This window comes from Sphingomonas sp. SP6, from assembly GCF_058313435.1.
This window is the reverse complement of record NZ_JBZFLG010000002.1, coordinates 271,182-294,873: the sequence shown is the minus strand read 5'-3', so window position 1 is coordinate 294,873 and position 23,692 is coordinate 271,182. Positions and strand designations below refer to the sequence as shown.

Below are 23,692 nucleotides of genomic sequence, written 5' to 3'. Positions count from 1 at the left end.
GTAGGCAGGGCGGCGCTGCGCGTCAAGCGACTTGCGCGAGGTCGTCGCGGTCCATCCGGTCGCGCATCTTGAGGAGCGCGCGGCGGATGCGGCTCTTGACGGTGCCGAGCGGAAGGCGCTCGCGCCCCGCCAGCGCGGCATAGGTCTCCCCCTGAAGGAAGGCCGTGCGCAGCAACCCCGCCTCGACCGGATCGAGCGCGTCCAGACAGGCGAGGACGCGCACCCGGTCCTCGCGCGCGATGAGGTCGAGATCGGCGGCGGGGGCGGGATCGGCGACCTCGTCGTCCCCGGTGGGGAGGAGGAGGGTGCGGGCGCGGCGACGATCGATCGCGATGTTGCGGGTGATCACCGACAACCAGGCGATCGCCGAGCCGCGCGACCGATCGAACCGTGCGGCGCGCTCCCAGATCGTGAGATAGGCGTCCTGGAGCGCGTCCTCGGCCTCCGGCCGGCGGGGCAGGATATGCAGGCAGATCGTCAGCAGCCGCGGCGACGACAGGCGGTAGACCTGATCGAACGCCCGGCGGTCTCCTGCGCCCGAGCGTTCGAGTTCGCTCTCCAGACGCAGGAAAGGCGCACCGGTCGGACCCGGCGCCGGCCGGACGGCGGCGGACACGGCTGCCGGGACGCTCAACGCTGCACCGCCTTCTCCCCGTCCACCACACAGCGTCGCGCGCGCGGGGCAGTGGGACGACAGCGTGCGAGGCGGCGGTTCGATCCGGCGCGGTTCCGTACGAACGACGCATTTCGAGCCGGATCCCGCAAATTAATTGCGTCGCGGACGCATCCGGCGGCCCTCCGCGTCCGTATCCGACAAGCCGATGCTCTGCCGATCTTGTTCGGCGGCGCGGTGTACGAACAGGGCATGCCGGGCGAAGCCGGCCAAGGGAGGTCATTGTGACGGCAGACACCGAAGACCTGATGCAGGCGCTCGATGCGCGCGTGGAGCGGCGTGACTCGCGCCGCGCCTTCTTCACCGCCGCGCTCGGCGCAGGGGCCGTGGGCATGGGGGCCTTCGCCTTCTCCTCCGCGGCCAATGCGCAGAGCCTGACCGATCCGGACGTGCTGAACTTCGCCCTCAACCTCGAGTATCTCGAGGCGAACTTCTACTCGTTCGCGGTCAACGGGACGCCGCTCGACGCCTCGCTCACCGGCGGCACCGGCGCGCCGGGCAAGGCCTATGGCGGCCAGAAGGTGAACTTCACCGATCCGGTCGTCGCCGCTTACGCCCAGGAGATCGCCGCCGACGAGATCGCGCACGTCGCGTTCCTGCGCTCCGCGCTGGGTGCGGCAGCGGTCGCGCAGCCGCGCATCGACGTCTCCTACGGGCCGAACGCCGCGTTCAGCAAAGCGGCACAGGCCGCCGGGCTGATCCCGGCCGGTCGCCAGTTCAATCCTTATTCGTCCGACGAGAACTTCCTCCTCGGCTCTTACATCTTCGAGGACGTGGGCGTGACCGCCTACAAGGGCGCGGCGCCGCTGCTGACCAACAAGGCCTATCTCGAGGCGGCCGCCGGCATCCTGGCGGTCGAGGCCTATCACGCGGCCATCATCCGCACGACGCTCTATCGAAAGGGCATCGCCACCCCGGCGCTGATCAACGCGACGGTGGCGATCTCCAACGCGCGCGACAGCCTGGACGGCGACACCGATCTCGACCAGGGGATCCGACCGCGATCGTTCAACGGCCTGACCGAATCGAACATCGTTCCCGTCGACGCGAACGGCATCGCCTTCAGCCGCTCGGCCGGCCAGGTGCTCAACATCGTCTACCTCAGCCCCAATGCGGTGACGATGGGCGGCTTCTTCCCGAACGGCGTCAACGGCGCCATCAAGACGAGCGCGCAGAGCGGCCCCGCGCCGACGCCCTCGGTTTCGCCCACCCCGGTCGCTTGACCCGCGAGCGCAGGAGCAACATCATGATCGACCAATCCGTCCAGCTCGCGGTCCTCGAAGCGAGCGCACGGCGTCGCGACGAGCGCCGCCGGTTCCTGAAATACGCCGGCATGACCGCCGCCTCGGCAGGTGCGATGTCGCTGCTCGCCGGCTGCGACGACGACAACGGCACGTCGACCCCGACCCCGTCACCGACCCCCACGCCGGCGCCGACCCCCACCCCGACCCCGACGCCGACCCCCACGCCGACCCCGAGCGCGTCGGTGACCGAGGCCGACGCGCTCAACTTCGCGCTGAACCTCGAATATCTCGAGGCGGAGTTCTACTCCTACGCGGTCCGCGGGCACGGTCTTCCGGTCAGCCAGGCCAGAGGCACGGGCACGCTGGGGGCGACCACCGGTGGTCGCCAGGTCACCTTCACCGATCGCGTCGTCGCCCAATATGCGGCGGAGATCGCGCGGGACGAGACCCAGCATGTCGCCTTCCTGCGTCAGGCGCTGGGCGCGGCGGCGGTCGCGCGGCCGGCGCTCAACATCAGCGGCGACGCCGACGGGGCGTTCACCGCCGCGGCGCGTGCGGCCGGGCTGGTCGCGGCGGATGGCACGTTCGATCCGTATGCGTCCGACGAGAACTTCCTGCTCGCGGCGTTCCTGTTCGAGGACGTCGGGCCGACCGCATACAAGGGCGCGCTCCAGTATCTCGCGACGCCCGCGGTGATCGAGGCGGCGGCGGGGATCCACGCCGTCGAAGCTTATCATGCCGGGCTGATCCGCACGGTGCTCTACGCCAAGGGGATCGAATCGGGATCGTCGACCCTCGCCGACGCGGCGGGCAAGATCTCCGACGCGCGCGACAGCCTCGACGGATCCGGCGATCTCGATCAGGGGATCATCGTCGACGGCAAGGCGAACCTCGTCCCGACCGACGCGAACGGCCTCGTCTTCGCGCGCACCCCCGGTCAGGTGCTCAACATCGTCTATCTCAATCCGGCGAGCGTCGTCGGCGGCGGCTTCTTCCCGAACGGGGTGAACGGGACCGTCAACGCCAGCGCCGCGGGCAGCTGACGTAAGCCTCAGTCGACGAGGGAAACGGGCGGGCCGGGGAGCGATCCCCGGCCCGTTCGCGTGTCAGGCCCGCGCCGTCACGCCGCCACCGCCGGGCGGCGCTGCTTCATCTCGGCGTTGAGCATCTCGGCGAGGAGGAACGCCAGCTCCAGGCTCTGCCCGGCGTTGAGGCGAGGATCGCAGTGGGTGTGGTAGCGGTCGGCGAGCGACTGTTCGGTCACGTCGACTGCGCCGCCGGTGCATTCGGTGACGTTGCGACCGGTCATCTCGGCGTGGATGCCGCCGGCATGGGTCCCTTCCGCGCGGTGGACCGCGAAGAAGCCGCGGACTTCGCCCAGGATACGGTCGAACGGGCGGGTCTTGTAGCCGGTCGCGGCCTTGATCGTGTTGCCGTGCATCGGATCGCACGACCACACCACCGGATGCCCCTCGCGCTTCACCGCGCGGACCAGCCGCGGCAGCGCCGCCTCGATCTTGTCGTAGCCGTAGCGGGTGATCAGCGTCATCCGCCCCGGCGTCCGCGCAGGGTTGAGCGTGTCGAGGAGGCGGAGGAGCAGGTCGGGTTCGAGGCTCGGCCCGCATTTCAGCCCGATCGGGTTGCCGATCCCGCGCAGATATTCGACATGCGCCGAGCCGTCGAACCGGGTGCGGTCGCCGATCCACAGCATGTGCGCCGACGTGTCGTACCAGTCGCCGGTCAGCGAATCCTGCCGCGTCATCGCCTGCTCGAACGGCAGCAGCAGCGCCTCGTGGCTGGTGTAGAATTGCGTCTGCGCGAGCTGGGGCACCGTCTCGGGATCGATCCCGCAGGCCGCCATGAACTCGAGCGCGTCGCCGATCCGGTCCGCGGTCTCGGCATATTTCTTCGACCAGGGCGAGCGGCCGAGGAAATCGTGCGTCCAGCGGTGGACCTGGTGGAGGTTCGCGTAACCGCCCTGGCTGAACGCGCGCAGCAGGTTGAGCGTCGCCGCCGCCTGATTGTACCCCTGGACCATCCGCTGCGGATCGGGGGTGCGGCTTTCCGCGGTGAAGGCGATGTCGTTGACGTTGTCGCCGCGGTAGCTGGGGAGTGTCACCTCGCCCACCGTCTCGTCGTCGGTCGAGCGCGGCTTGGCGAACTGCCCCGCCATCCGCCCGAGCTTCACCACCGGCAGCTTCGAGGCGTAGGTGAGGACCACCGACATCTGGAGGATGACGCGGAAGGTGTCGCGGATGTTGTCGGGGTGGAACTCGGCGAAGCTCTCGGCGCAGTCGCCGCCCTGGAGGAGGAACGCGCGACCCTCGGACACCTTCGCCAGATCGGCGGTTAGATTGCGCGCCTCGCCCGCGAAGACGAGCGGCGGATAGGCCCGCAGCGTGTCGGTCGCGGCCGCGAGCGCGGCGGCGTCGGGGTAGGTCGGGAGCTGGCGCGCCTCGTGCGCGGTCCAGCTGTCGGGAGCCCAGCGGGCGGCCATCGGCGGTTCCATCAGAAATTCAAGAGCAAGAATCGAACGGCGCGATACCTGCTCGGGGCAACAAAGAAAAGCGCGCTGCCTTGCCGAAACGGGACGGATCGGCACCGATCCGCTCTGGCGTTCGCATCGAAGCTCCGGCAGCAAGGCAGAATGACTGACGTTATGCTGCCGCCCAAGGAGCAGTTCCTCCGCGAGGAGACCATCCGCGGGGGAATGGACCTGCTGCTGTTCGTCAACTCGCGGCACCTGAAGCGCGCCGACGAGAAGCTGGCCACGATGGGGCTGGGCCGCGCGCACCACCGGGTGCTCTATTTCCTCGCGCGGCGGGCGGACATGAGCGTTTCGGAGTTGCTGGCGCTGCTCGACATCACCAAACAGTCCTTCGGTCGCGTCGCCAAGGACCTGATCCGCAAGGGGCTGACCGAGCAGCGCCCCGGCGACCGCGACCGTCGCCAGCGGCTGCTGCGGCTGACCGCCGCCGGCGAGGCGCTGGAGCGCGAATTGTTCGAGCAGCTGCACGACAATGTCGCGCGGGCCTATGCCGCGGCGGGGGCGGAGGCGGTGACGGGGTTCTGGATCGTCGCCCAGCAACTGATCGGCGAGGAGGGGCGGGCGCGCTTCCGCGAGGTTCAGCGCATCGTCTGACTACATCACCCCGGGATAGCCGCCGCCGTCGATCAGCAGGTTCTGCCCGGTGACATAGCCCGCTTGGCGCGAGCACAGGAAGGCGCAGGCCGCGCCGAACTCGGCGGGATCGCCGAACCGCTTCGCCGGGATGCGGTCCCGGCTGCGGCGCTCCGCCTCGGCCGCGTCAACTCCCTGCGCCTTCGCGGCGAAGGCGTGGACGCCCTCCAGCCGGCGGGTCGCGAACAGGCCCGGCAGCAGGAAGTTGATCGTGACGTTCGCAGGCGCGACCTGGCGCGCGACCCCGGCGAGGAAGCCCGTGAGCCCGAGCCGCGCCCCGCTCGACAGGTCGAGCCCCGCGGTCGGCGCCTTGACCGACGCCGAGGTGATGCAGACGATCCGTCCGAACTTTCGCTCGACCATCCCGTCGATGACCCGCTGCACCATCGCGATCGGCGCCACCATGTTGGCGCCCAGCCCGGCGTGGATCGCCGCCGCGTCGAGCTGGCGGAAATCGCGGAGCGGCGGGCCGCCGTTGTTGTTGACCAGGATGTCGGGCGCGCCCGCCGCGGCGACCAGCGCCGACTGCACCCCGGCATCGCCGACGTCGCCCGTCACCGTCTCCACGCGGACGCCGTGCGCGTCTCGGATCGCCTGCGCGGTGGCCTGGAGTGCCGCGTCCTCGCGCCCGTTCAGGACCAGCGAGCACCCCGCGGCGGCGAGCGCCTCCGCGCAGGCGCGGCCCAGCCCGTGGCTGGAGGCGCAGACGATCGCGGTCTTGCCGGTCAGGCCGAGGTCCATGGGTAGGCTCCTGTTCGTGTCGTCACCAGATTCCTCCGCGCAAATCGCTCTAGTCGGCAGGGGGGCGCCTCGAATACCTTCTCTGCCGGATCGTGCCGTCGGCCGGGTGAGCCGACGCTACGAGGAGAGTAGCATGGCGGACACGGCCTTAATCGTCAGCCTTCATCTCCGGCTGCGTCGCGCTCGAATCTACGATTCTTACCGTTGTCGACAGCCGCTCGATTGTCCGTCTCCAAGCCTGGTTTGAGAAAAGGACTAAAGAGATCGTCGATTATCTGCGATCTGAGATCGCCGAACTTCCTCTTTCGCTTGTTAAAGCAACAAAGCGTCCAACATCCGTTCAGCATATACTTATCGATCTTGTGGATCCGCTCGACCCCGAACAGCTCAGGTTTCCCCCTGATCGCCGGAGCAAGGTCTAGGTCGCTTCCGCCCGCCACTCCCCCGATTTCCCTCCCGTCTTCGCCAGCAGCCGCACGCCCGCGATCGTCATGCCTTTGTCGATCGCCTTGGCCATGTCGTAGATCGTCAGCAGCGCGACCGAGACGGCGGTGAGCGCTTCCATCTCCACCCCGGTCCGCCCCGCGGTGGCGACGGTGGCGGTGACGGTGACGCCGTCGTCCTCCACCGTCAGATCGATCGCGGCGCGGGTGAGGGGGAGGGGGTGGCAGAGCGGGATCAGCTCGCTGGTCCGCTTCGCCGCCATGATCCCGGCGACGCGCGCGACCGCGAGCACGTCGCCCTTGGCGACTGCGCCGTCGCGGATCGCGCGCGCCGCCTCGGGCGACATGGCGATGCGGCCGGTGGCGACCGCCTGGCGGGTCGTCTCCGCCTTGCCGCCGACGTCGACCATCCGCGCGGCGCCCGCCTCGTCGAGGTGGGTGAGGGTCATCCGATCAGCGCCCGCGTCGCCGCCGCCAAGTCGTCCTGCCGCATCAGCGATTCGCCGATGAGGAAGCAGCGGATGCCGTGCGCCGCCATCGCGTCGAGATCGGCGCGGGTCGTCAGCCCGCTCTCGGCGACGAAGGTGCAGTCTTCGGGTGCGTGGGCGACGAGTTCGTAGGTGCGCGCGAAATCGACCGAAAAGTCGCGGAGGTCGCGATTGTTGACCCCGATCAGCCGCGAGCGCAGCCTGCCCGCACGCGCCATCTCCTCGTGCGTATGGACTTCGACCAGCACGTCCATGCCGAGATCGAGCGCGGTCGCCTCGATCTCGGCGGCGGCCTCGTCGTCGAGCGCCGCCATGATGACGAGCACCGCGTCCGCGCCGATCGCGCGCGCTTCGATCACCTGCCAGGGATCGACGGTGAAATCCTTGCGCAGCACCGGCAGCGGACAAGCGGCGCGGGCGGCGATGAGGAACTCCTCGCTCCCCTGGAAATAGTCGCGGTCGGTCAGCACCGACAGGCACGCCGCACCGCCCTCGGCATAGGCGCGGGCATGGGCGGGGGGATCGAAGTCCGCGCGGATCAGCCCCTTCGACGGGCTCGCCTTCTTGATCTCGGCGACGAGGCCGTAGCGCCCTGCCGCCGCCTTCGCATCCAGCGCCCGCCGGAACCCGCGCGGCGGCGTCTGCCCCAGCGCCTGCGCATGCAGGTCGGCGAGCGACGTGGCCCGGCGGCGCGCAGCCACCTCCTCGCGTTTCGTAGCCAGGATGTCGTCGAGGATCGTCATGCCGCCGACCTCACGCGCGCGATCCAGCGATCGAGCAGGGCGTTCGCCGCGCCCGAATCGAGCGCCTCGGCGGCGCGCGCGACGCCGGAGCGCAGGGTTTCGCCGACCAGCGTCAGCGCCACCGCCGCATTGAGCAGCACCGCGTCCCGATAGGCCCCCGTCTCGCCGCCGAGCAGCCGGCGGAGCGCCAGCGCATTGTGCTCCGGCCCGCCGCCGCGGATCGCCGCGATCGGCGAGCGGGGGAGCCCGGCGTCCTCGGGCGCCACCCGCGCCGGCAGGTCCGCCCCGCCGATCGCCACCACCACCGTCGGTCCCGCGCCCGAGACCTCGTCGAGCCCCTCCTCGCCCGAAACGATCAGCGCCGCCTCCGCCCCGAGCTGGGCCAGCGCCTCGGCATAGACCGGGGCGTAATCGGGCCGCGCGATCCCGATCAGCTGGCGGGTGATCCGCGCCGGATTGGCAAGCGGGCCCATCAGGTTGAAGATCGTCCGCCGCCCGATCCGCTGCCGGATCGGGGTGATCCGCCGCATCGCCGGGTGGTGGTTGCCCGCGAACAGGAAGCAGATGCCGAGCTCGGCGAGCGTCGCCTCCGCGCTCGCCCCCGCCGCCGCCATGTCGAGGCCGAGCGCCTCCAGCGTGTCCGCCGCCCCTGCCTTGGACGAGGCGGCGCGGTTGCCGTGCTTGGCGACCGGCACGCCGCAGGCGGCGACCACCAGCGACACCGCGGTGGAGACGTTCAAGGTGTGGTGGCCGTCGCCGCCGGTCCCGCAGACGTCGATCGCCCCCGCCGGCGCGGCGATCGGGATCAGCCGCTCGCGCAGCCCTCGCGCAGCCTCGGCGATCTCGATCGCGGTCTCGCCGCGCTCCGACAGGCCGATCAGGAACGCCGCGATCGCCGCCTCGCTCGCGCGCCCGTCGAGGAGGTCGGCGAAGGCCTGGCGCGCGGTCTCGCGCGACAGCGGCGTCGCGGGATCGGGAAGGAGCGCGAGCGTCGTCATGCCGGCGGGCGGTCGCCGGTCAGGGCCAGGAAGTTGGCGAGCAGGTCATGGCCGTATTCGGTCGCGATGCTTTCGGGATGGAACTGGACGCCGTGGATCGGCAGCGTGCGGTGGCGCAGCCCCATGACGAAGCCGTCGGCGCGCGCATTGACGATCAGGTCGCCCGGCACGTCCGCCACCACCAGGCTGTGATAGCGGGTGGCGGTGAAGGGCGAGGGCAGGCCGGCGAACACCCCGGTCGCATCATGCTCCACCGCCGAGGTCTTGCCGTGCATCAGCCCGCCCTGGACCACGCGCCCGCCGAAATGCTGGCCGATCGCCTGATGGCCGAGACAGACGCCGAGCAGGGGGCGCCGTGTCTCGGCGCAGGCGGCCACCAAATCGAGCGTCACCCCCGCCTCGTCGGGCGTCTTGGGCCCGGGCGAGATCAGGAAGCCGGTCGCGTTCGAGGCGAGCGCGTCGGCGGCGGTCAGCGCGTCGTTGCGGACCACGCGCACCTCCGCCCCCAGCTCGCCCAGATAGTGGACGAGGTTCCAGGTGAAGCTGTCGTAATTGTCGACGACCAGGATCATCCCGCCGCACATAGCGGGGTCCGGCGCGCGGGCAACCACACGCGATTGCAACACGACGGCAATCTGCGGATCGGATATAAGCGGCCACGCGGGCGTTCAGCCCTCGCCCAGGAGGTCGCACCCATGTTCCGTCCGCTCGCGTTCGCGCTCGTCGTCCTCGCCGCCCCGGTCGCGGCGCAGCAGACCGATCCGCAGGCGGAAACGGGGCAGCCGCCCCAGCGCGTCCGCAGCGTGACGCTCGGCGAGGGGCAGGCCTGCCCGAAGTCGACCGCCGACGAGGTGGTCGTCTGCAACCGCATCAACCCCGACGAGCAATATCGCATCCCCAAGGAGATGCGCGACACCGCCGAGGTGCCGGCGCAGCGCCAAAGCTGGGTCAACAAGGCCGCGGCGATGGATCAGGTCAGCCGGGTCGCGGGCGGGTTGCCCGACACCTGCTCGCCGGTCGGCACCGGCGGCCAGAGCGGCTGCGCGCTCCAGTGGAACCGCGCCTATGCCGCCGAGAAGCGCGCCGCCGAACGCAACGACGCGCTGGTTCCCGGCGGCGGCGACTGACGCGAGGGACGAGGAGCGGGGAGGGAGGAGAACGGGAGGAGCGGGCACGATCTTCGCCTCCCTCCTTCCCCTCACCGCGTCCGTCCGCACGCCCCCAGGCTTTCCAGCACGAACACATAATCCGCCCGCGCCTGTTCGGCGTCCGCCGGTTCGAGCGTCTGCGTCGTCCGCTCCGGCAGCGCACGGGGCAGGAAGCAGGCGAGGCGATACCACAGCAGGGTATCCCGGCGCGGCGCGGCGGCGGAGTCGTCGACGATCTCCGACAGGGCGACCGCGAATAGGGGCTGCTCGCCCGGCCGGCGCAGCACCGAGAGCGAGACCGGACGGCCGTCGGCGGTCGCCAGGAAGATCTGCGTCTCGCCCTCGCCCGGCAGCGAGCCGGGCACGTGGAAGGCGCTCGCCACCCCGCGGATCACCGGCGGCGCATCGCGGGAGACGACCTCGCCCGCGATCCGCCGGACCTGCGCGTCGAGTGCGGGCGTCCAGGCGCGCTGCGCGCCAGGCCCGATCAGCTGGACCTGCCCCGCGTCCCCGGCGACCGGCCGGGCGAATGCGAACACGCGCAGCTTCTTGAGCTTGGGCGCCCGCCCGGCGGGGTCGAGCGGGGCGTCGTAGATGTAGCCTACGGTCGGCGCCATCGCGCCGGGCGAGCGCAGCACCGCGGCGATGTCCGCCGTCACGTAGAAGCGCTGAGTCCCCGGCGCGGCCGAGGCGGCCTCCGCGCCCTTGATCTTGCTCGCCGAGCGAATCGTCGCGTCCAGGATCATCGGGCTTGCCAGCACCAGGTCAGCGGCATCGGCATAAGAGATGGCCGGGGCGGCGGCGGTCTGCGCGGCGGCGTCGACCGTCGCGGGCGGGGAGCTGACAACGGTGGCCAGAAGGATGACGGAGAACGGCGTTCGCATGGCGACTTTTGTACCGGATTGGGGCTCGGGACATACCCCAAAAACCGCAGGCACGGCGATTGATCGTTTGTTGCGCCCGACAAAGCGTTTGCGTCGTTGAGGAGGGGAAGTTAGGACTCGCCCTCGGTTCGAGGATACATTAGCCCATGAGGCGGAATTGGGGCGAGGGTCCGCGCGAGCGGGCCGGCGCCCCGGCGTCGCCACAAGGGAAAAGGGAGCGTCTTGTTGAATGGCTTATGCTGATCGTGACGTAACCGGCAGCAGGATCGTGGCGATCGTGGTCGTCTCGGTGATCCTCGCCGCTGTCGGCTACGCTTTCGTGACCGGCCTCGCGTACCAGTACGTGAAAAAGGTTTCGGAAAAGTTGAACACGTTCGACGTGAACGAACCGCCGCCGCCGCCGCCGGACGAGCCGCCGCCGCCGCCGCCCGACGTGCCGCTGACGCCGCCGCCGGTCGTGACGCCGCCGCCGATCGTGCAGACGAACACGCCGCCGCCGGTGATCATCAACACGACGCCGGTGCCGCCGCCGCCGCAGATCATCTCGCCGCCGCCGCCTCCGGCACCGCCGCCGCCACCGCCCGCCCCGCCGCGGGTGTCGCAGGCGGCCGGGCTGAAGGGCGACGTCACGCGCTACTTCTCGGCGGACGATTATCCGCCGGCGGCGCAGCGCGCCGGGGCGCAGGGCCGCACCGTCGTCGCGATCTCGGTCGGGCCCGACGGTCGGGTGGCGAGCTGTTCCGTGTCGTCGTCGAGCGGCAACTCGGATCTCGACAACGCGACCTGCCGGATCGCCCGCAGCCGGGTCCGCTACACGCCGGCCAAGGACCAGAACGGTCAGCCGATCGCGTCGAACACCACCCTGCCCGTCCGCTGGGTCCTTCCGCAGGAATGACCCGGCGGGCTCCACCCGCACTTCTCAACGTCTGACCGATTCAGCCAAGGAAAGAACCGATCATGCTTCTCACCATTCTCGCCGCGGGCGCCGCGCCGGCCGGCAAGGGCAGCAACCCCTACGGCCTCGTGCCCGCGCTCCGCGAGGGCGGGCTGATCTCGCAGACCGTCTTCGCCATCCTGGTGCTGATGCTCTTCGTCTCGCTCTACATCCTGTTCACCAAGTTGTTCGAGCAGCAGAAGGTGATCAGCCAGGGCAAGCGCGTCCGCCAGGCGTTCTGGCAGTCGAACTCGCTGCGCGAGGGCTCGGCCAAGCTCGAGAAGAACTCGGCCTACAAGCAGATCGTCGACGACGGTCTCGCCGCGCAGGAGCAGCACACCAAGCTGACCGATCCGGTCGAGGCGCACGACTGGCTGCACGGCTCGCTCGCGCGCTCGGAAGCCGCGATCAACTCGCAGCTCAACGGCGGCCTCGCCTTCCTCGCGACGGTCGGTTCGGTCTCGCCGTTCATCGGGCTGTTCGGCACCGTCATCGGCATCTACCGCGCGCTGATCAAGATCGGCGCGGCGGGCCAGGCGTCGATCGACGCGGTCGCCGGCCCGGTCGGCGAGGCGCTGATCATGACCGCGCTCGGCCTGGTCGTGGCGGTGCCCGCGGTGCTCGCCTACAACTGGCTCCAGCGTCGCAACAAGGCGATCGCCGAGAACCTGTCGTCCTTCTCGAACGACGTCCTCGGCTACCTCGCCTCGTCGGGCAACGTCCGTCCGGCGCTCGCCGGCGCGCCGAAGCCGGCGACCGGCGTCACCGCCAAGCCGGGCGCTCCGACCGCCACGGCGGGCACGACCGGCGGCGTCCAGACCCGCGCCTGAGCAGGTCTCGCGGGGCCGCCACGGTGGCGGCCCCGCAGCTTCCCCGTCCGCCGCGCCGGCGACGGGGGCGAAGATAGGATTGTTCCCCCATGGCGATGAGTGTTGGCGATTCCGCCGATGATACCCCGATGTCGGACATCAACACGACGCCGCTGGTCGACGTCATGCTGGTGCTCCTCATCATCTTCCTGATCGCGGTCCCGGTCGTGATCCAGACGGTGAAGGTGAAGCTGCCCGACGTGCGGTTCGATCCGACGACGACCAAGCCCGAGAACGTCTCGCTCTCGATCACCAGCGTCGGCGGTCAGTGCAAGGTCTATTGGAACACCACGCCGGTCACCCACGACGAGCTGCTCGACCGGGCGGTGACCAAGCTCAAGGCCGAGGTGAAGCGGCTAGGCGCGAACATCACCGCGGACGACCTGCCCGAGGCGCATATCCGCGGCGACGTGAACACCCCGTACCGCTGCGTCGGCGGCGCGATCTTCACGATGCAGCAGGCCGGGTTCCAGAAGGTCGGCTTCATTTCCGAGCCGGCGCCTGGCGAAGGCATCAACCGGCTGTGACGAACGGCACGCAGGAGTAAGATTGCATGGCTATGAGTGGCGGCCGCGACGACGGCCAGCCGATGATGGACATGAACATGACGCCGTTGATCGACGTCCTGCTCGTGCTCCTCATCATGTTCATCATCACGATCCCGATCCAGACCCATGCGGTGAAGGTCGATCTGCCGGTCAACAACAATTCGAGCCCGCCGCCGATCGATCCGCAGAAGAACGTGATCGCGATCGATCCGGCCGGGGTCGTGTCGTGGAACGGCGTCGGCGTCGACGAGGTGACGCTGCGCCAGTATCTGACGCAGTCGGCTGCGATCGTGCCCGAGCCCGAGCTCCACTTCCAGCCGTCGCCGGATGCGCGCTACGAGGTGGTCGACCGGACGCTGGCGGTGATCAAGCGGTCGCCGATCACCAAGCTCGGCTTCATCGGCAACGAGCAGTACCGCAACGATTTCTGATCGGTTCGTCGTTCGCGCGAGCATGAGGGCGGCGCCGTAAGGCGCCGCCCTTTCGCGTGTCGGGCGTTCGCCGACAGGGACGACCGCCGCCAACCGTCCGTGAGAAGGGCCTCGCGCCGCGGCCGCGAAGACACCGGCGGGCGATGAAGACGACAGATCCGCTCGCGATCGGCGGGCGGGGAGGTCGCCCGAGGGATCGCTCAAGGCGAAGCGGCGCGGCGATCTGCCCTGACGCAACACGAGCGGGACCACACGCTCCACGCGCCGCAAGCCGCCAACCGCGTCGCGTTCCGCCTTCTTCGCGGCGCTCGCGTGAACCGCTTCTTCTTCTTGGACCCTCTCGCCCAGTACGCGCGCGCCTGTCCTAAAAGCGCCGACCTCGCGTCAGCGGCGCAGACTCTCCAGCCGGATCCGCTCCTCGTCGGGGATCAATCCCTCGAGCACCGCCCAGAACCCGCCGACCGCGCCTTGCCCCGCCTTCGAATAGGCCAGCGACATCCGCTCGCGCAGCGCCTCGAACAGCTCGCTCTCGAGCGACTTGCCTGCGTCCGTGAGCCGCAGCAGCCGCTGGCGCCGATCGCGCGCGCCCGGCCGGGTCTCCACCAGTCCGCGTTCGCTCAGCTCGCCCAGCACCCGTCCCAGCGACTGTTTGGTGATCGCCAGCAGCGCCAGCAGGTCGCTCACCGTCATGTCGGGCTTGCGCGCGATGAAGTAGAGCGCGCGGTGGTGCGCGCGGCCGAGCCCCATCTCCGCCAGCCCCCGATCGATCGCGCGCGTCACGTGCGCGTTGCCGAAATAGAGGAGTTCCAGCCCCCGGCGGATCTCGGGCTCGCGCAGGAACAGGGGCGAGGCAGGCTGGGGTGAGGCAGTCATGTTGACCGGCATAGCCATCGCCCGTACGCATCCGCAAGCCGCGCCGCGCCTCCGACCGCGGCGCAATGGAGCCTTTTCAACGTGATCTTCGCTCGCCAGCCCCACCCGTCCCCCATCCCGGACGCGGAGCGCAGCGCGATGCTCGTCGACCCCGGCTTCGGCCGGGTGTTCACCGATCACATGGCGGTGATCCGCTGGTCCGAGGAGCAGGGCTGGCACGGCGCCGGGATCGCGCCGCGCGCCCCCATCGCCTTCGATCCAGCGACCGCGGTGCTCCACTATGCGCAGGAGATCTTCGAAGGACTCAAGGCGTATCGGCTGGACGATGGCGGGATCGCGCTGTTCCGCCCGGAGGCAAACGCCCGTCGGCTGCAATCCTCGGCGCGGCGGCTGGCGATGCCCGAGTTGCCCGAGGCGCTGTTCCTCGGCTCGATCGAGGCTCTGGTCCGCGCCGACGCGGAGTGGATCCCGCCGATCGACGGCGGCTCGCTCTACCTGCGCCCGTTCATGATCGCGAGCGAGGTGTTCCTTGGGGTCAAGCCCGCCGCCGACTATCTCTACATGGTCCTCGCCTCCTCCGCCGGATCCTATTGGAAGGGCGGGGCGCGGGCGATCTCGCTCTGGGTCAGCCACGATTACACCCGCGCCGCGCCCGGCGGCACCGGCGCGGCGAAATGCGGCGGCAATTACGCGACCAGCCTGGTCGCGCAGCAGGAGGCGATCCGGCGCGGCTGCGACCAGGTGGTGTTCCTCGACGCGGTCGAGCGTCGCTGGATCGAGGAGCTGGGGGGCATGAACATCTTCTTCGTGTTCGCCGACGGCAGCCTTCGCACGCCGCCGCTGACCGGCACGATCCTGCCCGGGATCACCCGCGATTCGATCCTGACGCTGGCGCGCGACGCCGGGCTGACGGTGCGCGAGGAGCCCTATGCGCTCGAAGACTGGCGCACGGACGCCGCAAGCGGGCGTCTGGTCGAGAGCTTCGCCTGCGGCACCGCGGCGGTGGTGACCCCGATCGGCCGGGTCGCCGGCCCCGATTACGGCTTCACGATCGGCGGCGGCGCCACAGGGCAGACGACCCAGCGGATGCTTGATGCGCTGACCGCGATCCAGCGCGGCCGCGCCCCCGATCCGCACGGCTGGCTCCGGCGTCTCGACTAAGCGGGATCACGCGCTATAAGCGCCGCCTCCCAGACGGATTGGGGCGTCGCCAAGTGGTAAGGCAGCGGCTTTTGGTGCCGCCATTCGCAGGTTCGAATCCTGCCGCCCCAGCCGGGCCTGTGCGCCCGGCGCCGGGAGCGACGGGCGCGCCCATGCGCTGTGCGCGGACCCGAACCCGAACCCGAACCCTGGAGCGAAAGGCGCCCACGTCCATGATCGCGCCACGATCCGCCGCCCGATCCGTGCTCGCGTGAGCACGCCCAGGCATCCCAGCCGGCTGTGGATCGTCCGCCACGGCGAGAGCGCAGGCAACGTCGCGCGCGACGAAGCGCACGCCAGCGGCGCGGCGCGGATCGCGCTGTCGGCCCGCGACGTGGACATCCCGCTCTCCCCGCGCGGCCGGGACCAGGCGACCGAGCTGGGGGCATGGTTTGCCACGCTCGACCCCGCCCGGCGCCCCGAGGTGCTGCTCGCCTCGCCCTATGCGCGCGCGCTCGAGACGGCGCGCCTGTTCCGCGCCGCGGGCGGGGCGGCCGGGGACGAGCCGATCTGCATCGACGAGCGGCTGCGCGAGAAGGAGTTCGGCATCCTGGACGGGCTGACGACCAGCGGCGTCGCCGCCGTCCACCCCGAGCAGGCGGAGTTCCGTCGCATCCTCGGCAAGTTCTATCATCGTCCGCCCGGGGGCGAGAGCTGGTGCGACGTCATCTTCCGCCTGCGCGCGATCATGGACACGATCGCCCTTCACCACGCCGAGCGGCGGGTGATGATCGTGGCGCACCAGGTGGTCGTCCTGTGCCTCCGCTACGTGATCGAGCGGCTGACCGAGGAGGAGATCCTCGCCATCGACCGCGACGGGGACGTCGCCAACGGATCGGTGACCGAATACGCCTTCGACCCCGCCCTCGGCCACGCCGGGGGATTGTCGCTGATCCGCTACAACGCCGTCTGTCGGCCGCGGGACGGGGTGGCGGCGGTCACGGCGGAGCCCGAGCGCACGACGGGGGTGAGGGGATGAGCCGCGACGCGACACCGATCGACAGTGGCTGGATCGCCGCCAATCCACTTCCGGTCCACGCCAGGGGTACCACCAAGAACAGCCGCGGTCGGGTGCTCGTGGTCGGCGGTTCGCGGTCGGTGCCCGGCGCGCTGCGGCTGACGGGGGAGGCGGCGCTGAGGGTGGGCGCGGGCAAGGTCCAGCTGGCGACGGTCGCGTCGGCGGCGCTCGCACTCGGCATCGCGGTCCCCGAAGCGGGCGTCGTCGCGCTCGCGGAGGATGACGAGGGCGAGATCGGCGCGGGCCCGCAGACCGGCCTCGCCAAGCCGCTCGCCGGCTGCGATGCGGCGGTCGTCGGCCCCGGCATCACGGCGGCGGGCGCCGCGGGATCGGTCCTGCGCGCGATGCTCGAGCAGTGCGGCCGCGAGGCGATGCTGGTGATCGACGCGGTCGCGATCGCGTGCGCGCGCGACTGCCGGCACGACCTGGCGGCGCTCCGCGGCAGGCTGGTCCTCACCCCGCATCACGGCGAGATGGCGGCGCTGACCGGCAAGGACGAAGGCGAGATCGCCAAGGACGCGGCCGCCACCGCGCTGCAGGTCGCAGCGGAGCTCGGCGCCGTCGTGGTGCTGAAGGCGAGCGATACGGTCATCGCCGATCCGCAGGGCGCGCTGCTGCATTATGGCGGCGGCGGGACCGGGCTGGCGACCGGCGGGTCGGGAGACGTGCTCGCGGGGGCGATCGCCGGACTGCTGTCGCGCGGCGCATCGCCGTTGGTCGCGGCGGGCTGGGGCGTCTGGCTCCACGGCCAGGGCGGGCGCCGGGTGGCGACCACCGGGGGACCGATCGGCTTCCTCGCACGCGAGGTTCCCGTCGAATTCCCCCGGCTCCTCCCGCAATGATCGGCTGACCCGGCGGCGGCTCGCGCAGCCTGATGCAAAGCAATCGACATCCGCGCACCCGGAGAGCAGACCCGCCGGATGCAGGCGCGTCCCCGCAAGGCAAGATGGATGTCCGCCCGGCCGCGCGTTCGCCCGATCGTCCTCGTCGCGCTCGGCGTGGCGGCGTGCAGCAACGAAGCGCGCGACCTGGGGCCGACCTCGCCGCTGACGCGCCCCGCAGGCGACGCGGATGCGCGCATCGCGCTCTATCAGGACAACCTCTACCAGCTTTCGCAGGGCGGGCGTTACTTCGCGTGGTACGGCTGTTCGGGATGCCACGGGGAGTCGTCGCCGGGCGTCCAGAACCTTGCCGACCGGGTGCGCGACGGCGGCTTCGCGGCGGTCTTCGCGCGGATCGCCGATGGTCACGGGCGACTGGCGTTCGCCGCGCGTGTGCCGGTGGAACAGCTGTGGCAGATCACCGCCTACGTTCGCGATCTGCCCAGGCACACGCCGGAGAAGCGCAGGCGGCTCACCGTCGATCAGAAGGGCGAGCCCGCAGGCGCGACGTGGGGCGGGCCGCAATGAAGCGCGCACTGGCGAGTGCGCTGCCGCTCGCCGCGTGCTCGGGCGTGCAATCGCCGCTGGCGCCGCAGGGCGATCAGGCGCGTGCGCTCCACCATCTGCTGCTGCTGATGGTCGGCGTGACGGGCGTCGTCTATCTGGTGGTGTTAGGGGGGCTCGGGTGGGCGCTCTGGCGAGGTCGCCGGGTGCCGGCGAAGGCCGCGCGGGACGACCGGGCGCTCGACCGTGGCCTTCCGGCCGCGGCGGCGATCATCGTCATCGGCCTGACCGTGCTGATCGTCGGCAGCTTCGTGGCCGACCGGGCGCTGTTCGCGACGCGGGGCGCTCCGGCCCTGGAGGTGCGGGTGATCGGGCATCAATGGTGGTGGCGGGTCCAATATCGGGATCCGACGAGCCGAACCTGGATCGAGACCGCCAACGAGCTCCACCTCCCGCGGGGCCGCACCACCCGCGTGACGCTCGCCTCGGCGGACGTGATCCACAGCTTCTGGGTGCCGAACGTCGCCGGCAAGCTCGACATGATCCCCGGCCGGCGCAACGTGCTCGATCTGACGCCCCGGCGCGACGGCTGGTTCCGCGGGCAATGCGCGGAGTTCTGCGGCGCGCAGCACGCGCATATGGCGTTCGACGTGAAGGTCGAGAGCCCGTCGGCGTTCTCCGCCTGGCTGGCGGCGGAGGCGCGGCCTGCGTCCACGGCGGCCGGTCGCGGCGCGCAGGTGTTCGCCGGCGCCTGCGCCGCCTGTCACCGGATCCGCGGCACGGTCGCGAACGGGCGCGCCGGCCCGGACCTGACGCACCTCGCTTCGCGCCGCTCGATCGCCGCGGGGACGCTGGCGATGACGCGCGGCGGGCTGCAGGCGTGGATCGTGCAGCCGCAAGCGCTCAAACCGGGGACGCAGATGCCGGCCGTCGCCCTCGCGCCAGCCGACGCCGACGCGGTCTCGCGCTACGTGGCGGGGCTGCGATGACGCCCGATCAGCCCCGGATGGACCGGCTCTCGCTCACCTGGCGCGATGCGCCGGGGCTCTGGGGGTTTCTCACCACGGTCGATCACAAACGGATCGCGGCGCGCTACATCGTCACCGCGCTGCTGCTAATGTTCCTCGCCGGGATGCTCGCGCTCGACATGCGCTGGCAGCTGTCGGTGCCCGAGAACACGCGCATGGGGCCGCAGCTCTTCGACGAGAGCTTCTCGCTCCACGGCTCGACCATGCTGTTCCTCGTGTCGGTGCCGGTGATGGAGGCGATGGCGCTGTGGCTGGTCCCGCTGATGCTGGGGCAGCGCAACATGGCGTTTCCCCGATTGGGGGCGTTCAGCTTCTGGCTGTATCTGGGCGGCGTGCTGACGCTGTGGATCGCGCATGCGATGGACGTCACGCCCGATCTCGGCTGGTTCGAATATCCGCCGCTCAGCGGGCCGACCTATTCGCCCGGCCACCGCGCCGACATCTGGGCGCAGATGATCACCTTTACCGAAGTCGCGGCGCTCGCCGCCTCGGTCAACGTCGCCGCCACCATCCTGAAGATGCGTCCGCCGGGGATGACGCTGGCGCGGATGCCGGTGTTCCTGTGGGCGATGCTGGTCGCGTCGATCATGACCATCCTGTCGATGCCCGCGATCATGCTGGTCACCTCGATGCTGATCGCCGACCGGCTGGTCTCGACCCACTTCTTCTCGCCTGCGACCGGGGGCGACGTCCTGCTGTTCCAGCACCTGTTCTGGTTCTTCGGCCATCCGGAGGTGTACATCATCTTCATCCCGGCGACCGGCTTCGTTTCGTCGATCGTCGAGACGTTCTCGCGGCGGCCGCTGTTCGGGCACAACGTCCTGGTGCTGTCGATCATGTCGATCGGCGCGCTCGCTTTCGGGCTTTGGGTCCACCACATGTTCGCAGTCGGCCTGCCGCGACTGGGGAATGACTTCTACACCGCCGCGAGCATGGCGATCGCGGTGCCCGCGGGACTGCAGATCTTCTGCTGGATCGCGACGATCTGGAACGGCCGCCCGTGGCTGGCGACGCCGATGCTGTGGGTGATCGGCTTCGTCGTCACGTTCGTGCTCGGCGGACTCTCCGGGATCATGACCGCGTCGGCCGCGCTCGACCTGCAGCTGACCGACACCTATTTCGTCGTCGCCCATTTCCACTACGTGCTGGTGGGAGGCGCGATGTTCCCGCTCTTCGGCGCGTTCTGCTACTGGTATCCCAAGGCGACCGGACGGATGATGTCGGAGGCGTGGGGCCGCATCGCCTTCGCGCTGATCGTCGGCGGCTTCAACCTCGGCTTCTTCCCGATGCACTTCCTGGGGCTGATGGGGATGCCGCGGCGCGTCTACACCTATCCCGAAGGCATGGGTTGGGACACGCTCAACCAGGTCGCGACCGCGGGCAGCGCGCTCTCGGTGGTGGGCGGGCTCGTCTTCGTCGGCAATGCGTTGTTGAGTTATTGGCGGGGCGCGCCGTCGGGGGACGATCCGTGGAACGGCTCCACGCTCGAGTGGGGCAGCGCCTCGCCGCCGCCGGCGTGGAACGTGGCCTATACGCCGACGGTCGAGTCGCTCACGCCGATGTGGGACGATCGCTTGGCCTTGCGCGTCTACGACGGCATCGCGATCGACCGACGCGAGGTGCTCGTGACCTCCGTCGCCGACGCGACCCCGCTCTACCGCCAGAAGAGCGCGGCGCCGTCGATCTGGCCGCTGGTGTCGGCGCTGGCGGTCACGGCGATGTTCCTCGGCAGCATCTTCACGCCGTGGGCGATCGTCGCCGGCGCGCTGCCGATCGCGGCGGCGCTGATCGGCTGGTTCTGGCCCAAGCCCGGGGAGGCGAAATGACGTCCCCGCGCGAGATCGAGATCATCGGCGATCTGTCGGACCTTCCCACCACCGAGGAGGGCTCGCGCCACCTCGTCTGGTGGGGGAACATCGGCTTCATGGTGATCGAGGGCACCGGCTTCGCACTCGCCGCCGCGGCCTATCTTTATCTCATGACCCAGCTGCCGCACTGGCCGCCGCCGGGCGACCGCGCGCCCGACCTCACCTGGGGCGTGATCTTCACCGCCGGCTTGCTCGCGAGCGAGATCCCGAATCTGTGGGTGCTCCGCTGCGCGCGTCGCAAGGACGCGCGCGGCGTACGCCGCGGCGTGATGGCAATGGCGGCGATCGGGCTCGCCCTGTTCGTGCCGCGCGGGTTCGAGTTCGCGCACCTGAACGTCGACTGGCACACCGACGCTTATGGCTCGGTGGTCTGGCTGCTGCTGGTGCTTCACACCACGCATATCGTCACCGATTGGGGCGATACCGCGGTGCTCGCGGCGCTGATCGTCACGCGGGAGGTCGAGCCCGATCGCTTCGCCGATATCGAGGACAATGCGAACTATTGGAGCTTCGTGGTCCTGACCTGGCTGCCGATCTACGCGCTCCTCTATTGGTCGCCGAGGGCGGTGTGAGCGCGCGCGCGCAGGCCTGGACCGCGCTGGTCTTGCCGCCGGCGGCCTGGTTCGTGTTCGAGCAGGGCCTGTCCGCGCTGCTTCACGCCGATTGTTCGCGCACGGGCGTCGGCATCGTCTGGGGCGCGGCGAGCCTGGGTGCCTGTGCGCTCGGCGCGCGGCTTGCGTGGCGGCGCGCGCATCCGCAGGGCGTGCAGGCCGATCCCTGGCTCGCGCATCTGGCGATCGCCGTCGCGGCGATCTTCGCGCTCGCGATCGCCTTCCAGACGCTCGCGATCCTGCTGGTGCCGGCATGCCTGCGCTGAGGCGGCTCTTCCTGGCGCTCGCCGCGCTGTGGACCGCGCCCGCCTGGGCGCACGAGACCGGCCGCCCGCACGACGAGCCGCCGGGCTGGACGCTCGATCCCGCGATCGTGGTGCCGCTGCTCGTCGCAGTCGGCGTTTTCGCGGTCGGCTGGCGGCGGCTCCGCGCTCGCTCCGGGCGGGGCGCGGCGGCGCTCGTCGGGCGCGCGCGGCTGTTCGCGTCCGGCTGGGCGACGCTCGCGCTCGCACTGGTCTCGCCGCTGCACGCGGCGGGAGAGCGGTCGTTCGCCGCGCACATGCTGGAGCACGAGCTGATCATGCTCGTCGCCGCCCCCCTGCTGGTGCTGTCGGAACCGCTGGCGATCATGCTCTGGGCGTTCCCGCCCGTCGCCCGACACCGAATGGGCGGCTGGGCAGGAGCGCGACCCGTCGCGGCGCTCTGGGCGACGCTCTCCCGGCCGGTGGCGGCCACGCTACTGCAAGCCGCGGCGCTGTGGCTGTGGCACGCGCCCTTCCTGTTCGATCGCGCACTGGCGAGCGACGGTTGGCACGTCGCGCAGCACCTGTCGTTTCTGGTCAGCGCGCTCCTGTTCTGGAGTGCCATGTTGTCGCGCCGCACTCCCGCAGGAGTCGCCGCTCTGTGTCTGGTCGCGACCTCGATCGTATCCGGCGCGCTCGGTGCGCTAATGGCGTTTGCGACGAGCCCTTGGTACGCCGGCTACGCCCGGCTCGGCACCGCCCCCTTCGGCCTGACTCCGGCGGAGGACCAGCAACTGGCGGGGCTGCTGATGTGGGTTCCGGGCGGCCTGGTCCACGCCGGCGCGGCGCTCGTGCTGATGCGCCGGGTGTTGAGGCCCGCGCGTGCTTAGGCGCCCGCTCCCCGCCAGCCTGATCTGGCTCGTGTCGCTGATCCTGCTCGTGGTCGGCGTCGCGGCGCTCGCCGGCGTGATCCTCTACGCACAGACGCAGGCAGCCGCACGGACGCGCGCAGAGGGGGCGGCGCACGGCTCCACCGAGGCGGGTCGCGCCGCGCTCGTTCGCTACGGCTGCGGCGGGTGCCACGTCATCCCCGGCGTCGCGGGGGCGGGCGGCATGGTCGGCCCGAGCCTCGCAAAGATCGCCGTCCGGGCCGAACTCGCGGGCAGGCTTGCCAACCAACCCGAGGCGATGGTGCGCTGGCTGATGCATCCGCAGCAGGTGGCCCCCGGGACCGGCATGCCGGAGATGGGCGTCACCCAGCGCGACGCCCGCGACATGGCGGCTTACCTCTACACCGAAGACTGACTTCCAACCGCTGCGGGTCGCGAGAGCGCGGACCTTCCGCGCCGCCCGCGCCACCCGTCCTCACGCAGCGCTCGGGGGCCATTCGCCGCGGGCGGCGCGATCGGCGAGGTCGCGCGGAGCGGGGGTGGGCTGTGGCCAGCCCAGCGCGCGGGCGTGGGTCCACAGCCGCGCTTGCGCCGCCGCATCGACGGGCGACTCGGTCACCATCGGCGTCGTCGCCGCGGTCGCCAGATTGGCGCCGGCCGCATCGAGCGCCCAGGGGTCCGCGCCGCGGGCGATCAACAGCTCGGCGATCGCGAATCGCTCCATGTCCAGCGCGAGGTGGAGGGGGCGGCGGCCGAGCGGCCCCGTCACGTTCGGGTCGGCTCCATAATCGAGGAGCAGCCGGACTCCGGCCGGCGATCCCAGCGCGATCGCCGCACGGAACGGCTCCAGCACCGCCCCGGCCGGCGTCGGCGCGGCGTTCGCCTCGAGCAGCGTCAACGCGAGGTCGGGCTCTCGGGCATAAAGGGCGAGGATCAGCGCCGCGCCGTCGCCGGCCGGATCGGGCGAGGCCCCGCGCGACAGCAGGATCCGCAGCAGCTCGGGGCGTCCGGTCGCGACGGCGATCTCGGCGAGCGACAGCCCGGCCGCGGTCTGGCGCGCGAGCGTCGGATCGCGGGCGAGCAGATCGTCGACGCGCTCGGCGTCCGCCGCCAGCAGCGCATCGATCAGCGATCGGCCACTCGCCCCCAGCGCCGGATCGCGGCGCAGCGCCTCGGCTTCGGGCAGGTCCGCCCCGTCGACGAAGGCCTCGGTCGCGATCCCGTCCATGGGCCCGGCCTTCACCGCGGCGCG

28 protein-coding genes and 1 tRNA gene are annotated in these 23,692 nt (G+C 70.8%); 19 read left to right on the top strand and 10 right to left on the bottom strand.

The window, feature by feature from the left end:
* Positions 1-22 precede the first annotated feature (22 nt).
* A complete protein-coding gene (locus tag AC4GYY_RS07165) occupies positions 23-616 on the bottom strand; it encodes a sigma-70 family RNA polymerase sigma factor (protein ID WP_491119581.1) in 594 nt (197 codons plus the stop codon).
* Positions 617-921: 305 nt separating this feature from the next.
* On the opposite strand from AC4GYY_RS07165, the gene AC4GYY_RS07160 reads away from it, so the two are divergent.
* Both AC4GYY_RS07160 and AC4GYY_RS07155 read left to right on the top strand, forming a co-directional pair.
* Positions 922-1,896, top strand: coding sequence for a ferritin-like domain-containing protein (locus AC4GYY_RS07160; protein ID WP_491120227.1), 975 nt, complete (start codon positions 922-924; stop codon positions 1,894-1,896).
* 23 nt (positions 1,897-1,919) lie between these two features.
* Positions 1,920-2,960, top strand: a complete 1,041-nt coding sequence (locus AC4GYY_RS07155) for a ferritin-like domain-containing protein (protein WP_491119580.1) — start codon at positions 1,920-1,922, stop codon at positions 2,958-2,960.
* Positions 2,961-3,037: 77 nt separating this feature from the next.
* Here AC4GYY_RS07155 and AC4GYY_RS07150 read toward each other — a convergent pair whose 3' ends face one another.
* Complete coding sequence (locus AC4GYY_RS07150) at positions 3,038-4,414, bottom strand: class II 3-deoxy-7-phosphoheptulonate synthase (protein ID WP_491119579.1); 1,377 nt, start codon at positions 4,412-4,414, stop codon at positions 3,038-3,040.
* 150 nt (positions 4,415-4,564) lie between these two features.
* On the opposite strand from AC4GYY_RS07150, the gene AC4GYY_RS07145 reads away from it, so the two are divergent.
* The gene (locus AC4GYY_RS07145) at positions 4,565-5,059 is read left to right on the top strand and encodes a MarR family transcriptional regulator (protein WP_491119578.1); all 495 of its coding nucleotides are present in this window, start codon (positions 4,565-4,567) and stop codon (positions 5,057-5,059) included.
* On the opposite strand, the gene AC4GYY_RS07140 is transcribed toward AC4GYY_RS07145, so the two are convergent.
* The 5 genes from AC4GYY_RS07140 to AC4GYY_RS07120 form a co-directional block, all read right to left on the bottom strand.
* The gene (locus tag AC4GYY_RS07140) at positions 5,060-5,839 is read right to left on the bottom strand and encodes an SDR family oxidoreductase (protein ID WP_491119577.1); all 780 of its coding nucleotides are present in this window, start codon (positions 5,837-5,839) and stop codon (positions 5,060-5,062) included. It abuts the gene before it with no gap.
* 418 nt (positions 5,840-6,257) lie between these two features.
* The gene (moaC, locus tag AC4GYY_RS07135) at positions 6,258-6,731 is read right to left on the bottom strand and encodes a cyclic pyranopterin monophosphate synthase MoaC (RefSeq protein WP_491119576.1); all 474 of its coding nucleotides are present in this window, start codon (positions 6,729-6,731) and stop codon (positions 6,258-6,260) included.
* Positions 6,728-7,513: an indole-3-glycerol phosphate synthase TrpC gene (gene trpC / locus AC4GYY_RS07130; RefSeq protein WP_491119575.1), complete on the bottom strand. Its 786-nt coding sequence runs from the start codon at positions 7,511-7,513 to the stop codon at positions 6,728-6,730. The genes moaC and trpC overlap by 4 nt, the downstream gene beginning before the upstream one ends.
* Positions 7,510-8,511, bottom strand: a complete 1,002-nt coding sequence (trpD, locus tag AC4GYY_RS07125; protein ID WP_491119574.1) for an anthranilate phosphoribosyltransferase — start codon at positions 8,509-8,511, stop codon at positions 7,510-7,512. Before trpD ends, trpC begins: the two co-directional genes overlap by 4 nt.
* Entirely contained in the window at positions 8,508-9,083 is a 576-nt protein-coding gene (locus tag AC4GYY_RS07120; protein WP_491119573.1) for an anthranilate synthase component II, read from the bottom strand. Before AC4GYY_RS07120 ends, trpD begins: the two co-directional genes overlap by 4 nt.
* A 123-nt stretch (positions 9,084-9,206) precedes the next feature.
* On the opposite strand from AC4GYY_RS07120, the gene AC4GYY_RS07115 reads away from it, so the two are divergent.
* Positions 9,207-9,638 carry a hypothetical protein gene (locus AC4GYY_RS07115; protein WP_491119572.1) on the top strand — a complete coding sequence of 144 codons (432 nt, stop codon included), beginning with the start codon at positions 9,207-9,209 and terminating at the stop codon, positions 9,636-9,638.
* A gap of 71 nt (positions 9,639-9,709) precedes the next feature.
* Here the strand turns inward: AC4GYY_RS07115 and AC4GYY_RS07110 are convergent, their stop codons facing one another.
* Positions 9,710-10,543 carry a hypothetical protein gene (locus AC4GYY_RS07110; protein ID WP_491119571.1) on the bottom strand — a complete coding sequence of 278 codons (834 nt, stop codon included), beginning with the start codon at positions 10,541-10,543 and terminating at the stop codon, positions 9,710-9,712.
* 229 nt (positions 10,544-10,772) lie between these two features.
* Here AC4GYY_RS07110 and AC4GYY_RS07105 point away from each other — a divergent pair, with 229 nt between their 5' ends.
* From AC4GYY_RS07105 to AC4GYY_RS07090, 4 genes are all read left to right on the top strand, one after another.
* Positions 10,773-11,438, top strand: a complete 666-nt coding sequence (locus AC4GYY_RS07105) for an energy transducer TonB (RefSeq protein WP_491119570.1) — start codon at positions 10,773-10,775, stop codon at positions 11,436-11,438.
* 62 nt (positions 11,439-11,500) lie between these two features.
* The gene (locus tag AC4GYY_RS07100; RefSeq protein WP_491119569.1) at positions 11,501-12,307 is read left to right on the top strand and encodes a MotA/TolQ/ExbB proton channel family protein; all 807 of its coding nucleotides are present in this window, start codon (positions 11,501-11,503) and stop codon (positions 12,305-12,307) included.
* Positions 12,308-12,396: 89 nt separating this feature from the next.
* Positions 12,397-12,873 carry an ExbD/TolR family protein gene (locus tag AC4GYY_RS07095; protein WP_491119568.1) on the top strand — a complete coding sequence of 159 codons (477 nt, stop codon included), beginning with the start codon at positions 12,397-12,399 and terminating at the stop codon, positions 12,871-12,873.
* Positions 12,874-12,899: 26 nt separating this feature from the next.
* A complete protein-coding gene (locus AC4GYY_RS07090) occupies positions 12,900-13,325 on the top strand; it encodes an ExbD/TolR family protein (RefSeq protein ID WP_491119567.1) in 426 nt (141 codons plus the stop codon).
* Between the two features lie 384 nt (positions 13,326-13,709).
* On the opposite strand, the gene AC4GYY_RS07085 is transcribed toward AC4GYY_RS07090, so the two are convergent.
* Positions 13,710-14,198, bottom strand: a complete 489-nt coding sequence (locus tag AC4GYY_RS07085; protein WP_491119566.1) for a MarR family winged helix-turn-helix transcriptional regulator — start codon at positions 14,196-14,198, stop codon at positions 13,710-13,712.
* 84 nt (positions 14,199-14,282) lie between these two features.
* Between AC4GYY_RS07085 and AC4GYY_RS07080 the strand changes: the two genes are divergently transcribed.
* The 11 genes from AC4GYY_RS07080 (at position 14,283) to AC4GYY_RS07030 (ending at position 22,855) form a co-directional block, all read left to right on the top strand.
* Positions 14,283-15,359, top strand: coding sequence for a branched-chain amino acid aminotransferase (locus AC4GYY_RS07080; protein WP_491120226.1), 1,077 nt, complete (start codon positions 14,283-14,285; stop codon positions 15,357-15,359).
* A 39-nt stretch (positions 15,360-15,398) separates the two neighbouring features.
* Positions 15,399-15,470 (top strand) — tRNA-Gln (locus AC4GYY_RS07075).
* A gap of 139 nt (positions 15,471-15,609) precedes the next feature.
* Entirely contained in the window at positions 15,610-16,377 is a 768-nt protein-coding gene (locus AC4GYY_RS07070; protein ID WP_491119565.1) for a histidine phosphatase family protein, read from the top strand.
* Positions 16,374-17,258 (top strand): NAD(P)H-hydrate dehydratase, encoded by an 885-nt coding sequence (locus AC4GYY_RS07065; protein ID WP_491119564.1) that lies wholly within the window; start codon positions 16,374-16,376, stop codon positions 17,256-17,258. Before AC4GYY_RS07070 ends, AC4GYY_RS07065 begins: the two co-directional genes overlap by 4 nt.
* 108 nt (positions 17,259-17,366) lie before the next feature.
* A complete protein-coding gene (locus tag AC4GYY_RS07060) occupies positions 17,367-17,825 on the top strand; it encodes a hypothetical protein (protein WP_491119563.1) in 459 nt (152 codons plus the stop codon).
* The gene (locus AC4GYY_RS07055) at positions 17,822-18,790 is read left to right on the top strand and encodes a cytochrome c oxidase subunit II (RefSeq protein WP_491119562.1); all 969 of its coding nucleotides are present in this window, start codon (positions 17,822-17,824) and stop codon (positions 18,788-18,790) included. The genes AC4GYY_RS07060 and AC4GYY_RS07055 overlap by 4 nt, the downstream gene beginning before the upstream one ends.
* Before the next feature lie 17 nt (positions 18,791-18,807).
* On the top strand, positions 18,808-20,655 hold the full coding sequence (locus AC4GYY_RS07050; RefSeq protein WP_491119561.1) for a cbb3-type cytochrome c oxidase subunit I: 1,848 nt from the start codon (positions 18,808-18,810) through the stop codon (positions 20,653-20,655).
* Positions 20,652-21,269 carry a cytochrome c oxidase subunit 3 gene (locus tag AC4GYY_RS07045; RefSeq protein WP_491119560.1) on the top strand — a complete coding sequence of 206 codons (618 nt, stop codon included), beginning with the start codon at positions 20,652-20,654 and terminating at the stop codon, positions 21,267-21,269. The genes AC4GYY_RS07050 and AC4GYY_RS07045 overlap by 4 nt, the downstream gene beginning before the upstream one ends.
* Positions 21,266-21,574, top strand: coding sequence for a hypothetical protein (locus AC4GYY_RS07040; protein WP_491119559.1), 309 nt, complete (start codon positions 21,266-21,268; stop codon positions 21,572-21,574). Before AC4GYY_RS07045 ends, AC4GYY_RS07040 begins: the two co-directional genes overlap by 4 nt.
* Positions 21,562-22,440 (top strand): cytochrome c oxidase assembly protein, encoded by an 879-nt coding sequence (locus AC4GYY_RS07035; protein ID WP_491119558.1) that lies wholly within the window; start codon positions 21,562-21,564, stop codon positions 22,438-22,440. Before AC4GYY_RS07040 ends, AC4GYY_RS07035 begins: the two co-directional genes overlap by 13 nt.
* The gene (locus tag AC4GYY_RS07030; RefSeq protein WP_491119557.1) at positions 22,433-22,855 is read left to right on the top strand and encodes a c-type cytochrome; all 423 of its coding nucleotides are present in this window, start codon (positions 22,433-22,435) and stop codon (positions 22,853-22,855) included. The genes AC4GYY_RS07035 and AC4GYY_RS07030 overlap by 8 nt, the downstream gene beginning before the upstream one ends.
* Positions 22,856-22,915: 60 nt before the next feature.
* Here AC4GYY_RS07030 and AC4GYY_RS07025 read toward each other — a convergent pair whose 3' ends face one another.
* Positions 22,916-23,668: an ankyrin repeat domain-containing protein gene (locus AC4GYY_RS07025; protein WP_491119556.1), complete on the bottom strand. Its 753-nt coding sequence runs from the start codon at positions 23,666-23,668 to the stop codon at positions 22,916-22,918.
* Positions 23,669-23,692 lie beyond the last annotated feature (24 nt).